Genomic DNA, 14159 nt, shown 5'->3' with positions numbered 1-14159 from the left:
GCGGTTGCAGCGTTGACACCTGTACCGCTGAATCCTCCTGGGATTCACATCTCGAGTGAAGAAGCCTTTCTTGATGAACTTCCAACCCTGCGAAGTTCGGTGGAAATCACACTCTGGGTTGGGGCAGAAGGGCGGCTTTGGACAGGTCGGGAGTTCGCGCATTCCCGGTCACTACGCACACCCCGTGCCAGGCACATTCTTCGGACCACAACTGAAGGAGAGGGCAGCCCGGATCCGCAGTCAGGATCGAGTTTTGCGGAATACCGGGACAAGGGGAAAAATGCGAAAATGTGCCCTGGCAATCCCGATCACGACGCCCCAACCCGCACGCGCTTTGATAACGTGTCTGGTGGCTACTGCGGGCATGAGCATCGCAGCGAAAGAACGAGGGAAAGTAGATCTTGAACGAGAAGGCCATGCACCTCGAAATCGACGAGGCCTCCTGCATTTCCTGCGGCCTCTGCGAGGCTCGAGCCCCTGAAAACCTCATCACGGATAGAGACAAGGCGACCGCCGTCGTGGTCAAGCAGCCCGCCGGGGAAGCAGAGATCGAAGGATCCACCGATGCAGTGGACTATTGCCCGACCGGCAGTCTGAAAGCAAAGATGATCGAGCCTGAAGAAAGTGCCGCGTAGAGCGGTAGGCGAGGCGAAGTTCTGAGACAGACACTTGGCGACTCACCCACGAACGCAGCTGCGGATGCACCCGGCTGGCGACCGTCGAAGAGAATCGAAAAGCTCTACGCTGACCACCTGGGAAGCACACCTGCGGTCGGCGCCGAACGCGCACTGCACTACACCGAGTACTACAAGAAGGTAGCTTCGTCGGACGCGTCAGCGCTGCGCAAGAGCGCGGAGAGTCTCGCCTATCATCTGGATCGACGCTCCATCCGTATCTACGACGACGAACTGATCGTCGGAACGCAGACCGAGCATCGCATCGGCGCGATCTGTCAGCCCGAGAAGGCCGGCACCGCCATGCTCGAAGACGTCATGAGCTTCGAGACGCGAGACGTCAATCCTCTGGCGCTCGCACCGGGTATGAAGTGGACCTTGCTGCGAAAGGTCATCCCTTTCTGGCTCAATCGAAGCCTGCCGATGCGCGCCTTCTCACTGCGCAAGAAGCTCAAATACGCTGGGGAGCAACTCAACGCACTTCACTTCGTAATCAATGAAGCAGCCGGAGTCGCCCATTTCCTGCCCGACTACACTTCTCTGGTGCAGCTGGGCACACGTGGCCTGCGGACCAGAATCGAAGAACGACTGGCCCGTGGCGAGCTTCCGCACGATGGCAAGGAGTATCTCGAGGCAAGCCTGCTGGTCCTCGACAGCGTCGAGCGCTTCGCGGATCGCTATCGTGCCGAAGCGGAGAGACTCGGCAGAGACGACCTCGTCCGTGTCCTGGAGCGAGTCCCCCGCGATCCTCCGCAGACCCTGCGCGAAGCCCTGCAACTCATCTGGCTTTTTCAACTGGTTATCCAGATTGAGTCTGTCGACCAGGGAATCAGCCTCGGACGGATGGAGCAATACCTCTACCCACTCTATCGCGAACAGATCAGCCGTGGAGAAATCAACGACGACGAGGTGCGAGAACTCTTCGCTGCGTTCTGCATCAAACTCTCCGAAGTGATTCCGCTCTTCTCGCGGCGCGCCACCGAGTACTACGCGGGGCTTCCCAGTGGACAGGCTCTGACGATTGGTGGCGTGGATGCGGAGGGAAACGACGCAGCCAATAGGCTGAGCTTTCTTTTGCTCGACGTCATGGAGGGCTTCAAGACCCGACAACCGAACTGGCATGCGCGAATCGCGGATGTGTCGAGCCCCGAGTTCGTTCGGCGGGTCAGCCAGGTGATTTCGAGCGGAGGGGGATCGCCGGCGCTGTACAATGACGACGTCATCATGCCGGCGATGGTCTTGCGCGGAAACGCCTCGGAGAAAGTCTGGAACTACGCGACGGTAGGCTGTGTCGAACCGGCGCTCTCTCGTGAGAGCTTTACGTCTTCGGACGCAGCGATTTTCAACCTGGCCGTCGCCATGGAGTGGTTATTCGGCAATGGACAACCGCTGGCGAAAGATTCCCGGCGCGAGCGACCGTGGTTGCGGGAGATCCACAGCCTGGACGAACTCCTGGACAGACTGGAAACGCAGACCTCGGAGCGAATCGGACAGCTCAAGACCTCACTGGACGCGATCGAGCGGGCCGGTGCGGAATACTATCCCACGCCCTTCTCGTCGCTGACCATCGGCGGTTGCATCGAGAATGCCATCGATTCGACTCGTGGAGGCGCATGGTTCAACGCGACCGGGATCCAGGCCGTGGGTGTCGCGGATCTGGCAAACTCGCTGGCAGTAATCGACGAACTGGTTTTCAAGAAGGGTCTTTACAATCTGGAAGAGATTGCGAACGCCTGCGCAACGGATTTCAAGAACCAGGAACTGATGCTGGCCCGCGCTCGCAAGATCACCGCGTTCGGCAATGACGATCCTCGAGTCGATGAACTGGCCAACCGCGTAGCCCTGCTCTTCGATCGCTGTGTCTCACAACACAGCAACACGCGCGGCGGGCGCTGGATGCCCGGCTACTACTCGATGACCTGCCACCAGGGCTTCGGACAGCGGATGGCTGCCATGCCTTCTGGGCGCCTCGCAGGTCGACCCCTCGCAGACGGACTGGCGCCGGTCGATGGTTCCGACATGCTCGGTCCCACGGCCTCACTCAACTCGGTAGCACGACTCGATCACACGCGTTTCGGAAATGGCATCAACTTGAACATCAAGTTCGATGCCGCGACCGTCTCCGGTTCGGAAGGGTGTGCCACTCTGGAAGCTCTTTTCCGCGGTTACTTCGCGCAAGGCGGGATGCAGGTACAGATCAACGTTCTGGATCCAGCCGTACTCGAGCAGGCCATGCGCGATCCCGACAGCCATCGCAATCTGCTCGTGCGAATCTCCGGGTACTGCGCCTACTTCGTCGACCTGACACCGGCCATGCAACAGGAATTGATCGATCGCACTCGCCAGCGAGCGCGATGAGCTTCACGGCTCCGATCTTCGACATCCAGCGATTCAGCCTCCACGACGGTCCGGGCATCCGTTCCCTCGTCTTCCTGAAAGGCTGCCCGCTGCACTGCTCCTGGTGCCAGAATCCGGAATCGCAGAACCGCGCGGCGGTCATAGCCTTCTATCGAGACCGTTGCGCCGAGCACTTCGAATGCGAGGCCGCGTGCGAGGAAGGTGCGATCCAGCGCGATGGTTTCCGAATCGATCAGCAGAAGTGCACGCTCTGCGGGAGTTGCGTCGAGGCCTGTCCGAGCGGCGCGCTGCGACTGATCGGAGAGCAACACACTCCCGACCAGTTGATGGAGAAGCTGCGAGCCGATTTTCCCTATTTCGCAAGATCAGGGGGCGGAGTCACCTTCACGGGAGGCGAGCCGACGCTCTACCCGAGCTTCATCGAACGCGTACTCGACCTCTGCAGCACGGAATCGATCCACACGAACATCGAAACTGCAGGCCTGTTCTCGTTGGAGAGGTGGAAATCCATTCTCCCAAAGTTCGATCTGATCTACTTCGACCTGAAGCTCCTGGATCCGGAACAACACGCGCACCATCTCGGCCCGGGATTCGAAACGGTTCATGCCAATGCCATCGCACTATCGGAAATAAAACTCCCGATCGAGTTTCGAATGCCGGTGATTCCAGGAATCACAGACACCGAGGACAATATCGACGCCGTGGCTCGACTGCTTCAGCAGATGGGGAAGCCGAGCATCCACTTGCTCGCGTATCACAACATGGGCGAGGCAAAGATCGACATCATCGAAGGTTCCCAGCCACGGCTCGGGCTCGCCCGGCTCTCGGATGAGCGCCTGGCCGAAGTGCAGAACAGCTTTCGCGAAAGAGGAATCGAAGTCCTCGGGAACGACGGCTAGCGCACTCTTCGCAAGCGAATCGCATTCGGGTCGAAGAGACCCGGATATCGAGGATCATCTTCGACCAGCTTGCGAACCGCCTTCGCTGAAGTCTGCCCATCGGGAAACAGATCATCCTTGATGAACTGGAAGGACAGATCACCATCGGCCGACACGGTGTACCTCGCAAAATTGTACAAGCCGTTCGGATCCTCGATATCGCGCACATTGAGGAACTTCTGGCCCGCAATCACAGAGATATGGGCGGCCATGCGATCTTCCACGGCTCCTTCCTCCGAGAATTCCAGGTAGTACTCGGAAGAATCGAAGCGAAATACGGACACTCTTCCGTTCTCGTGCTTCTCACCTTCCACCGGGATCGCAACCCACTGTCCCAGGAGTTGTTCGTCCAGCAGCTCACTGCCAACGGGACTCAGCGGTTCAGATAGGCCGAGTGGGCAGCCAAAACAAACGAGTGAGACAAGGACTGTAACGAGGCTTCTGACTTGCATCGAAAGCCCATGGTACACGCAATCAGCGATGAACTCGATTGGACTGCACGGGAGTGGAAGTCTTCAGAAATCGCGAGGACATCGCAGGGGGACGGAAAGGGGTCTTCGGAATCTCTCGCTTCTCGATCAGCCTGAAAGAACGTGACCTGAGTTCGCGGATCTGGCTCCGGTTTACCCAGGGCAGACTCGTCGCTCCGTATGGAGCACTACCCGCCTGCTCGGCCTTGCGCTGGAACCGGGTTGCTGCCTCCTCGAGCCCCAGACTTCTGCAGAGTTGCTCGGCCCACTCCAGTGGCGCCGGTTCCAGTGGCCAACCGTCAGGGTCCACCAGAAATTCCTCGACGGCTCCGCGTCCGGAGAGATGCAAGCTCGCCTGGATTTGCGCCACTTGAGCGTAGCGGTCGTGCTCCTCTTGCGTGTCGATCCGAATCGTTCGAAAAGCGAGCTTGCCGTCGTCCAGCACCGTATGGCAGCGCATTCCGTCTTCGAAGAAACACAAATCCTCATCGGCCCATTCGGGACCGCCCCAACGAGCCAGAAGCAGAGCCAGGTTTGCCGCTTCGTCGGAGTGCCGGCCCGGAGTCTGGCTCTCATAGTGATAGAGGCAGCTCTTGGGTTCGTAGAACACACGACCGCCGGCTGCGCGAATCTTGAGACAGAGATCGACATCCTCGAAGCCGTTTCGGAATCCGAGGTCAAAGCCACCTGCATCCTCGAAGGCACTCCTTCGCACGAGCATGCACGCGCCGGTGACCATGCGAAACTCCCGGAAACGATTGACAACGGGGTGATTCCCGGAAGAGCCACAGTAGATGTGATACGGAGAGCGGAGAGTCTTGCTCATCACGACACCCGCATGCTGGATCGTGCCATCTTCGTAAAGTAGACGACTCCCAACGATCATCGCACTGGGCTCGGATTCCAGGACGCGTACGAGCGGATCGAGCCAGTCGTCCAACGCCCGCGTGTCGTTGTTCAGAAACAGGAGTTGGTCACCGGTTGCCATCTCCGCCCCTTGATTGCAGGCGCTCGCAAAGCCCTGATTCGTCGAATTGACAGACACGCGGACCCAGTCGGGACGATTGCGCAGAACTTCGGCAGTACCATCCGTCGAGCCATTGTCGACGACAATGACTTCAAATGGCGTGCTCGCCCCGATTCGCTGAATGCTATCGAGGCATTGGCGCGTTAGTTCGGCTCGGTTGAATACCGGAATCACGACGGACACGTAGGCCATAGCGAATTTTCATCGGCCTAACGCAACGAGAAGTTCAGCCGATTGCGACCGGAGGGCGGACTCTCTAGCAAATGGCACGCTCAGGACGTCACGACCGATCCGCCATCACAAGTGATAGTATCTCCCACCGTATAGGCGCCCGCGCGGGAGGAAAGGAAGATGGCGATTCCGGCGATGTCTTCCATCGTTCCAACGCGTCCGCGCGGATTGCCGCGGCCCACCGAGTCCCAGTCCTGATCGTCTACCTTGCCGCCAAAGCCGACTCCGGTGGAAAGCATCCAGGTCGGAAACGGACCGGGTGCGATCGCGTTGACCAGGATGTTCTCCTTCACGAGGTGCGCGGCCAACACACGCGTCAGGTAGTGAACAGCGGCCTTTGAAGGTCCGTAGGAGAAGTTGTCGAAAATGGGAGTCTTGATCCCGTCGATCGATCCCACATTGATGACCCGGGCGGGATCCTCCGCGTTCGCAGAACTTCGAAGCAACGGAAGCAGCTTCTGGGTAAGGAAGAAGATCGCCTTGACGTTCGTATCCATGACCTTGTCCCAGCCCACCTCGGGGAATTCGTCGATCGGAGCGCCCCAGGAAGCGCCTGCGTTGTTGACCAGAATATCGAGCTGGGTTTCCCGCTCGGCGAGAGCAGAAGAAACTTCCTCGATGCCGCTGAGGTTCGAGAGATCTGCGGGAAGCGATATGCACTCTCCGGAGTACGCATCTGCGAGTCGCTTCGCAGTGTCGTTGCAGATATCGGCCTTGCGCGAACTGATGTAGACCTTCGCACCGCTGGCCAGGAATCCGGCGGCGATCATCTCGCCAATACCACGCGAACCACCTGTGACGAGGGCGACCCTTCCTTCGATCGAAAACAGATCTTTCACTCGGCTTTCCTCCGCTTCCCCTGGGGTGATTCCCGATCCGACTGGCCGGCATCCTACCAAGTCCGGACCGACGCCGCTGAAAATGTCTGTCGATCTGAAGCCTGGCGAGCGGTCCGAGATTTCTCGATGTGCTGATAAGGCACAGAATTCGGATGTGCGTACGCGTGGAGGCGATCGGTCAGGACGATCCGCGCACGTTCGCGAGAGTTAGGCGCGATCGTGTGCAGTAGCCACGGGTGCATAAAGACCACGTCACCCGGCTCCCTCATCATCTCGACGATCTGCAGCGGAACGCCGTCGACGATCTGGGCTTCGCCCATGAAGCGCACCTCGCGATCTTCGTCGGTCCGAAGCGTCCAGAGAGCGCGCAACCAGGGCACGCGATCGCGGAGTCGAGCGCGCACCTCGGCTGAGCCCCCCGAAAATTCCGGACCGTTGCTCTTCTGAATCTCCGCCACTAGGGAATCTCTGCACAGGGAGGATTCGAGCGAGAAGCGGGAGTCGCCGCCTGAGCAAGAAGCGTGATCCGATCGCAGATCCGTAGATCTGCAGAGGGTCGCGCGACGCAGCGCAGGCGGATGCATCGCGCTTCACAGCCGCAGCCTCCCTGTGCAGAGGTTCCCTAGACGGTGGGAGCCTGCTATCGCGACCGTGCCGCCACCGCGCGCTTCGACGCGGTCCAGGAAGAGAAAGACCTGCACACCGGGCAGGCATTCGACGCCGCCCGGGCACGGGTAGTCGAGATGCCAGTGCTTGTGAGGAACGGTCCAGGTCTCCGATCCAGGCAAGGTCATCAGAAGAGTCGAACTCGGGCGAGAATAGAACCACTGGTCCGGACCGAGCAACTCGTCTGCGACGGATCGAACCGCAGGACTGAAGATCAACTCGAATCGCCCCTCACGCTTGAGCGATTTGACCGTCGCTGCCGAGATGCGGACGCTCGGGCTTCGGGTCGTTGAATCCTGTCCCTCTCGTTCAGCGACGAGTTCCCAGATGCGTGCGCGTAATTCGGCCACCGCATCGATATCGACGGCGCCGGGCAGACGGACGAGCCCGCGCGTCTCGAGGTCGGAGCGCTGCTCCGGCTTCAACGCAACCAGCTCTTCAGACTCTCGCCAACCGCCGCCTGGAGTCTCCATCGTCCCCATCCTATCCATGGGTCTTTCCGACAAAATGCCCTCGCGCGAACCGATTCAGGCACCGGCCAAACAGTCCGGCTCGTTTGGGGTGGATACTGAGAAGCTACGACCACGACTGGAGTTCGACGATATTTCCTTCGGGATCGGTGACGTAGCACCAGGTAACGCTCGCGCCGGTCGAAGTTGAGAGCGTTACGACATCGGCGATCGCCGACCCGCCGCGGGACAGCACCTCTGCGCGCGCATCCGGAACGTTTTCGACCGAGAATGCAATATGTGCAAATCCGGGCCGATTGACGGTCGAATCGAGCGAGTCCTGCTGCTCGGAGTACTGGTAGATTTCGAGCGTCGGACCGTCGGCCCCGCAACCCGGGAGGCGCACGTGCACCCCTTGCAGTCTGGCGCCGGGCACACCCGTTCCCGCATCCAACTCGGGCCCCGAATAGTCACGTTCCGGCGGAACGAGAACGCACCCGAAGGCGTCTTGATAGAAGCGAACGAGCGAGCGCCAGTCGCGGGCGATCAGATTCGTATGAACGTAGCGCGCTCCCGCAATCATTTCGGAGCTCCTGTCATGAGAATGGCAGATGATTTGCCTAACGAGAATTCGGCTCAGCTACCGATCGCGGGTTGGCGTCAAGAAACTCGGCGATATGCGACCCGACTTCACCGGGATGCCGGATGATGCGGTAGCGGATCGGGTCCCGCTCAGCTTCCCGATGGATGGCTCTTCCCGCATTGGCCGGGAACTTGCGGATGATCTGGAGAAGCCGCGGGATGATCTGGTACTCGGGACAGTTCTCCGGAAGTCCCGGTCGCGTGCGGGTGAAGTAGCGAATGCTCCTCTTGAGCCTCCGCGCCGCACAGATATACCGAGGGACATCGAGAAAAAGGATCAGATCCGAAGCCTGACGGACGGTCGGGGAGACTCCTTCGATGATCCACGATGGCCTCTCGGTGAGTTCACGCACGGCGATCCGCCGCTGTTCGGGCGGAGTCTTTTTCCATCCCGAACTCCAAACGATCGGGTCCAGGGAATAGACGGGAACACCCAACGCCTCGCCGAGACTCGAGGCGAGCGTCGTCTTGCCCGCTCCGGCGTTTCCGGTGATGTGAATGCGAATCGCGAGATCCCCCACGAACCCGCATCCAACTGCCGCTGGATGCGCCGGTTCCGTGAGGAAAAAGTAGCGAACTCGATCGAAGCCTACGCTCCGCCGGTGGAGTCGCGGCAAGGACGTGGCGAGTTCATTGGATCGACGAGACAGCTGACCCGGTCGAAAACAAACCCCGCTAGCTGGACCGCCTTCGAGCGCGACCCCCGCTAGCTGAATTGCTTCGCCTGCTCCGCTTCCTTCCGCCGGATTGCGCAGACCGTGGAGCGCGCCGGGATTCAGACTTCTCTCCAGCCAGGGCCTCAGCCTCGGCGTCGGCCTCGAAACCCTCGACCTTCCGACGCGGAATCGCTGAGCCGATCATGCGTTCGGTGGCGCGAACCCAGGCGCGATCGCCGCTGGTGACGAACGTGCAGGCCACACCTTCGCGCTCCGCACGACCGGTGCGTCCGATGCGATGGGTGTAGGCCTCCGGTGTGTTCGGCACGTCGAAGTTGATTACGTGGGAAACGTCGCTCACATCGATACCGCGTGCCGCGATGTCGGTGGCCACCAGGATGTCGTAGCGACGCGAGCGAAAGCCGCGCATAGCTCGATCCCGTTGGGCCTGGGACAGGTTTCCCTGGAGCCCCACGGCGTTGTGCCCGGCCCGGGTCAACTGTTCGGCCAGACGCCGAGCCCGGTGTTTCGTGCGGATGAAGACGATGGCCGAATCGCACTCGTCACTGGCGAGCACATGCTCGAGCAGAGCTCGCTTACGCCCCTCTGGCACATGATACAGGGCGTGATCGATAGTCGAGGCCGGCGCGCTGTCTGCCAGTTCGACCACGTGCGGGTCTTTCAGCAGATCGTCCGCCAGTCTGCGAATCTCCCTCGGCATGGTTGCCGAAAACAAGAGATTCTGACGACGCTTCGGCAGCGCCTTGAGGATCTTTCGGATGTCGGGCAGGAAGCCCATGTCGAACATGTGATCGGCTTCGTCGAGCACCAGCGTCTCGACCCGATCGAGGCGAAGCACGCCCTGTTGGAGCAGGTCGAGCACGCGACCCGGGCAACCGACCACGATCTCCGGGCGCTGGCGCAGCACATTGACCTGATTGCGCATCGAGACGCCACCGTAGACGGTGACCATCTTCAAGCGAGTGAATCTGGAAAGCGTGCGGATCTCCTCCGCGATCTGGGTGGCGAGTTCCCGAGTGGGAGCGAGCACGAGCACGCGAGGGCCTTTGCCAGGCATCTCGAGCAGCCGGTCGAGCAGCGGCAGCGCAAAGGCCGCCGTCTTGCCCGTACCGGTCTGGGCGAGGCCGAGCACATCGCGGCCATCCAGGCCGGCGGGAATGGTCTCGAGCTGAATCGGCCGGGGATTTTCAAAACCGGCTGCGCGGATGCCACGCTCGAGGGCCTCGTTGAGCCCAAACTGGCGAAATCCGGTCGAAGAAGTGGATACAGATACTGACATTTAGAACTAGATCTCCGCCGCACGCGCGCAGACAGGGCCTGTTCGGTACGGCTGTACGTTTCTGGCCCAAACAACAGAGAAGGGCGAGAAGAATTCGTTGGCGGCGCGACCTCAGAGGGAAAAACCCGAGATCCTGTTGTTCGCCGCTTTCGGGCTCGGACCCGATTGAAGGAGCTGATTAGCCCGTCCGGACGATCGGCGCCACCCCAGGGCACGCAGATCACACCTCAGGCGCACCACTCAAGTGCTTGGAATCGGCTGTTTCTCGCGCGCCAGCCGCTCCAACAGACCGATCGCGTAGTCCGGTCCCGGCAAAGCCGCGATCTCATCTCGCAGGCGTTGGGCCCGCCGCCGATAGGAAGGAGTGCCCAGTAGCGTCTCGACCGCCAGACGGACGCTTTCGGGCGTAACCCGCAACGCATCGAGTACCTGCCCAACACCCAGACCGACGCAGCGGTCCGCATTCTCGGCCTGGTCGGCGCCCAGTGGGATCAGCAGCGAGGGCAGACCGTGAGCCAGCGCGCCCATCACACTCCCCGATCCGCCGTGGCAAACGACCAGATCGCAATGGGGAAGAAGCGACCATTGGGGGATGTAGTTCTCGATACGGATATTGGCGGGTTGTGGAACGAACTCTTGGACATCGATGCCTGGGCCCAGCGTGGCGATCAGATTGATGGGCAGATCGCGCAGCCCGGCGAGCACACGGGCGAACAGATCTCCGCATTCCGTATTGAAAACCGTGCCCAGCGTGAAATAGACGGTCGGCGCGCCGGGTCGCAGCGATGACGATTGCGGTGCAGAGCCTGTAACCGGTCCCGGCCTGGATGGCCGGATGGAGTGCGCCGTAACCGGTAGAGGACAGGCGGGATCGCGATAGCCGGGTGGGAAGGGTGAGAGCACGAGATAGCGGCCGAGCATCGCGAGTTCGGGATCCGGAGGCAGGCCGTGTTCAGCGCGCAGTTCGTCGAGTGGCACACCGACCACCTGGGCGCGCACGAAGGACCCAGTGGCGATCACCAGGACCGTCGCGAAGACCAGCCCCAGACACTCGGCGGCCACCATGGCTCCAAAGTCCGTCTCATCGCATACCAGAACATCGGGCTGCCACTCCCGACACAACTCGACGGTGAGCGGCACACGGTAGCCGGCCGCGCGACGGGCAAAGCGCTCGCGAAGATCCCGGTCTTCCCGTTCGCGGTCGAACGGACGCAGCGGAAGCCGCTTCAGCGGACCGCCCAAGTCCGTGCCCATGGCGAAGACCTCAAATCCCGCAGCCTCGACCGTGGAAACCATCCGCGGCGCGCAACCAAAGGCGATGTCGTGGCCCGCCGCCTCTGCAGCGCATGCGATCGCGCGCAGCGGCTCGAAATGACCGCGACCGCCGACGAATGTGAAAAGGACACGCACGCGCATTCGACCCGATTGTTGCGAGTCAGGCCCGTTCGAGCACGAACAAGGCAACTCGGTGACTGAAGCTCAGCTGTCCGTCCTCGCGACGTACGTTGAGTCCGGCCCGGTCATTCTCAAGACACGACTCCATCAGCGAAACGATCTCTTTGCGCCCTGCCTCTTCCGGTGCACCGTGGGCGATCCACTCGTCCAGCTCGTAGTCGAGCGTGGAGGGCAGTTCGCGGACAGTGGTCAGGTCGGCCTCGGCAAAGAGTCGCGCGAACTCCGACGCTGGCAGAGCCCTGACGTGGGTGGGATCGCAGAGTTGCTCGATCCGATCGTGGACCTCCGCCCGCTGCACGTCTTCGCTGCCCAGTAGATCGGCGACGAGGACGCGACCTCCGGGCGCGAGGACACGGATCATCTCGGCGAGCACGCGGTCGGGGTGTGGAAAGTGATGGAACGCCGCGCGACAGGAAACCACGTCGAAAGATGCTTCTGCGAAAGGCAGGCGCTGCGCGTCACCGTGCTCGAAGTGCAGATTGTCGAGGCCGCGGTCCCGGGCCTCGGCCCGGGCCAGTTCGATGAACGCATCCGTCGCATCGAAGCCGGTGACCTGGGCACAGCTCTTCGCGAAAGCCATGGTGAGAAAACCCGGACCGCAGGCCACGTCGAGAACACGGTCCGCCGAACCGGCTCCGGAAAGCGCGACCAGGGCGTCCAGCCCGCGTTCGTCGCGGGTCTGGCGCATGCGGGAATAGACATCCGCCGTGCGCGTGAACTGCGCGCGGATCCGATCGAGATGAGCTTCGCTCATGACCCCATCCTAACCCGGAAACCCCATCAAATCGCTGCTGCGACGGACCCCGTCCCGATTCCCTATACTGCCTCTCCCCTGCCATCAGGCGCTCGGACCTCCACACCGACGCGGTGCCGAAGCGCTGTTTCTGGATTTCTTGACTGTCTACAGCCACTCGCGACTTTCGAGCTTCGAGAACTGCCCACGCCAGTTCAAGTATCGGTACGTCGACAAGATCAAGGTCGACACCGAGGGCGTGGAAGCGTTCATGGGCAAGCGCGCGCACGAGATTCTCGAGCGCCTGTACCACCACATTGCCCGCAACAACCGTCCGCCGAGTCTGGCGCAGGTTCTGGATCGGTTTCGCAAGGACTGGGCGCTGGCCTGGCACGACCAGATCCAGATCGTGCGCAGCGAGAACCCACCGGAGTTCTACCTGAAGCGCGGCGAGCGCTGTCTGGAGAACTACTACCGTTCGAACTATCCGTTCGAGGAGGGAGAGACCGTCTCGATCGAGGAGAGGCTACTGCTGAGCCTGGACGAGACCGGTAGATACCAGGCACAGGGAATCGTCGACCGCATCGTGCGACGCGCCCCCGGACACTACGAGATTCACGACTACAAGAGCGGCGGTTACCTGCCCAAGCAGGCGCGCTTCGACGCGGACCGACAGCTGGCGATGTACCAGATCGGGCTCGAGCAGACCTACGACGACGTACAGGAGGTCGAACTGGTCTGGCATTACCTGTTCTTCAACAAGACGATCCGCTCGTCGCGCACTCCAGAACAACTCGTTTCGCTGAAGCAGGATACGGTCGCGTTGATCGACTCGATCGAAGCGGAGAGCGAGTTCAAGACCCAGCCGAGCCAGCTGTGTCGCTGGTGCGACTACAATCAGATCTGCGAAAACGCCCGGGGAGTCGAGAAACGCGATCCGAGTGAGGAGACCTCCTCATCCACGGTCCTGGATGCTCAGACGCCGGTCAACGAAACGATCGAGGCCAGCCTGCGGCAACTCTCACTTCTCGACTGATTTTTCCTTTGCGACTCTCGTTACGGCGCGCATCGACCGATAAGTCGAATGAATGCCCCCCTTTTCGCCCTCTGACCCCAGTGCCCCCGGTGGCCCCCCGCGCCTCGTGTGTCGCTGCGTAGGGGTATCGAGCCTGCGCATCGCGAGCGCGGTCGAGACGCAGGCTTCCTTCGATTTCGTCCAGATCCAGGCGGAGACCCGCGCCGGGACCGGCTGCGGGAGATGTGAGCCCGAGATCCGCGAGATCCTCTCCGAGTTTTCCGGCAAAGAGATCCCGGAAGCCGAGCGCCGCTTGAGCCTGCAGTGGTGCCAGTCAGAGACTCTGGCTCGGGTCGAGGCTGCACTCTACAGCGGTGTGGTGCCGAAGCTCGCCTTCGGCATCGACGTCGACCTGATCTCGGTCGACGGGCTGACGGTCGATCTGCACCTTCTGGGCAGCGCCAACGAGGAAATCCGAGCGTTCATCCGCGAGAAGCTGCGCAGACTCGTGTGCTCGGACTTGGAGATTCGTTTCAGCTAGGGAATCTCTGCACAGGGAGGATTCGAGCGAGAAGCGGGAGTCGCCGCCTGAGCAAGAAGGGTGATCCGATCGCAGATCCGTAGATCTGCAGAGGGTCGCGCGACGCAGCGCAGGCGGATGCATCGCGCTTCGCAGCCGCAGCCTCCCTGTGCAGAGGTTCCCTAG

Annotated in this window: 15 protein-coding genes; 5 read left to right on the top strand and 10 right to left on the bottom strand. The window is 61.2% G+C overall.

All coding sequences use genetic code 11. The features are described from left to right. Nucleotides 1–401: 401 nt before the first annotated feature. The 3 genes from GY725_10980 (at nucleotide 402) to GY725_10970 (ending at nucleotide 3931) form a co-directional block, all read left to right on the top strand. Entirely contained in the window at nucleotides 402–635 is a 234-nt protein-coding gene (locus GY725_10980; protein MCP4004710.1) for a ferredoxin, read from the top strand. 342 nt (nucleotides 636–977) lie between these two features. Then, nucleotides 978–3032: a hypothetical protein gene (locus GY725_10975; GenBank protein MCP4004709.1), complete on the top strand. Its 2055-nt coding sequence runs from the start codon at nucleotides 978–980 to the stop codon at nucleotides 3030–3032. Further along, nucleotides 3029–3931, top strand: coding sequence for a glycyl-radical enzyme activating protein (locus GY725_10970; protein ID MCP4004708.1), 903 nt, complete (start codon nucleotides 3029–3031; stop codon nucleotides 3929–3931). The genes GY725_10975 and GY725_10970 overlap by 4 nt, the downstream gene beginning before the upstream one ends. Here GY725_10970 and GY725_10965 read toward each other — a convergent pair. From GY725_10965 to GY725_10920, 10 genes are all read right to left on the bottom strand, one after another. Further along, nucleotides 3928–4254 carry a hypothetical protein gene (locus GY725_10965; GenBank protein ID MCP4004707.1) on the bottom strand — a complete coding sequence of 109 codons (327 nt, stop codon included), beginning with the start codon at nucleotides 4252–4254 and terminating at the stop codon, nucleotides 3928–3930. The genes GY725_10970 and GY725_10965 overlap by 4 nt on opposite strands. A gap of 190 nt (nucleotides 4255–4444) precedes the next feature. Continuing rightward, nucleotides 4445–5659: a glycosyltransferase family 2 protein gene (locus GY725_10960; protein ID MCP4004706.1), complete on the bottom strand. Its 1215-nt coding sequence runs from the start codon at nucleotides 5657–5659 to the stop codon at nucleotides 4445–4447. 80 nt (nucleotides 5660–5739) lie between these two features. After that, a complete protein-coding gene (locus GY725_10955) occupies nucleotides 5740–6537 on the bottom strand; it encodes an SDR family oxidoreductase (protein ID MCP4004705.1) in 798 nt (265 codons plus the stop codon). Between the two features lie 53 nt (nucleotides 6538–6590). Beyond that, nucleotides 6591–6995: a hypothetical protein gene (locus GY725_10950; protein ID MCP4004704.1), complete on the bottom strand. Its 405-nt coding sequence runs from the start codon at nucleotides 6993–6995 to the stop codon at nucleotides 6591–6593. 132 nt (nucleotides 6996–7127) lie between these two features. Then, the gene (locus GY725_10945) at nucleotides 7128–7676 is read right to left on the bottom strand and encodes a hypothetical protein (protein ID MCP4004703.1); all 549 of its coding nucleotides are present in this window, start codon (nucleotides 7674–7676) and stop codon (nucleotides 7128–7130) included. A gap of 103 nt (nucleotides 7677–7779) precedes the next feature. After that, entirely contained in the window at nucleotides 7780–8235 is a 456-nt protein-coding gene (locus tag GY725_10940; protein MCP4004702.1) for a VOC family protein, read from the bottom strand. Between the two features lie 37 nt (nucleotides 8236–8272). Continuing rightward, nucleotides 8273–8815 (bottom strand): hypothetical protein, encoded by a 543-nt coding sequence (locus tag GY725_10935; protein ID MCP4004701.1) that lies wholly within the window; start codon nucleotides 8813–8815, stop codon nucleotides 8273–8275. A 154-nt stretch (nucleotides 8816–8969) separates the two neighbouring features. Then, a complete protein-coding gene (locus tag GY725_10930) occupies nucleotides 8970–10250 on the bottom strand; it encodes a DEAD/DEAH box helicase (protein ID MCP4004700.1) in 1281 nt (426 codons plus the stop codon). 240 nt (nucleotides 10251–10490) lie between these two features. Beyond that, the gene (locus GY725_10925) at nucleotides 10491–11660 is read right to left on the bottom strand and encodes a glycosyltransferase (GenBank protein MCP4004699.1); all 1170 of its coding nucleotides are present in this window, start codon (nucleotides 11658–11660) and stop codon (nucleotides 10491–10493) included. Nucleotides 11661–11685: 25 nt separating this feature from the next. Continuing rightward, entirely contained in the window at nucleotides 11686–12459 is a 774-nt protein-coding gene (locus tag GY725_10920) for a methyltransferase domain-containing protein (GenBank protein MCP4004698.1), read from the bottom strand. Nucleotides 12460–12598: 139 nt separating this feature from the next. Here GY725_10920 and GY725_10915 point away from each other — a divergent pair, with 139 nt between their 5' ends. Both GY725_10915 and GY725_10910 read left to right on the top strand, forming a co-directional pair. Next, the gene (locus tag GY725_10915) at nucleotides 12599–13474 is read left to right on the top strand and encodes a PD-(D/E)XK nuclease family protein (GenBank protein MCP4004697.1); all 876 of its coding nucleotides are present in this window, start codon (nucleotides 12599–12601) and stop codon (nucleotides 13472–13474) included. Between the two features lie 52 nt (nucleotides 13475–13526). Next, nucleotides 13527–13994 (top strand): hypothetical protein, encoded by a 468-nt coding sequence (locus GY725_10910; GenBank protein MCP4004696.1) that lies wholly within the window; start codon nucleotides 13527–13529, stop codon nucleotides 13992–13994. Nucleotides 13995–14159 lie beyond the last annotated feature (165 nt).

Source organism: bacterium (assembly GCA_024226335.1).
Classification (GTDB): Bacteria; Myxococcota_A; UBA9160; order SZUA-336; family SZUA-336; genus JAAELY01.
This window is presented reverse-complemented; position numbering and strand designations above follow the sequence as displayed.

What these genes read in the sequence shown, in the direction of transcription:
- GY725_10975 (MCP4004709.1), top strand. Translation starts at nt 978, where the DNA reads ATGCTCGAAGACGTCATGAGCTTCGAGACGCGAGACGTCAATCCTCTG.
- GY725_10970 (MCP4004708.1), top strand. Translation starts at nt 3,029, where the DNA reads ATGAGCTTCACGGCTCCGATCTTCGACATCCAGCGATTCAGCCTCCAC.
- GY725_10960 (MCP4004706.1), bottom strand. Translation starts at nt 5,659, where the DNA reads ATGGCCTACGTGTCCGTCGTGATTCCGGTATTCAACCGAGCCGAACTA.
- GY725_10945 (MCP4004703.1), bottom strand. Translation starts at nt 7,676, where the DNA reads ATGGAGACTCCAGGCGGCGGTTGGCGAGAGTCTGAAGAGCTGGTTGCG.
- GY725_10940 (MCP4004702.1), bottom strand. Translation starts at nt 8,235, where the DNA reads ATGATTGCGGGAGCGCGCTACGTTCATACGAATCTGATCGCCCGCGAC.
- GY725_10930 (MCP4004700.1), bottom strand. Translation starts at nt 10,250, where the DNA reads ATGTCAGTATCTGTATCCACTTCTTCGACCGGATTTCGCCAGTTTGGG.
- GY725_10920 (MCP4004698.1), bottom strand. Translation starts at nt 12,459, where the DNA reads ATGAGCGAAGCTCATCTCGATCGGATCCGCGCGCAGTTCACGCGCACG.
- GY725_10910 (MCP4004696.1), top strand. Translation starts at nt 13,527, where the DNA reads ATGCCCCCCTTTTCGCCCTCTGACCCCAGTGCCCCCGGTGGCCCCCCG.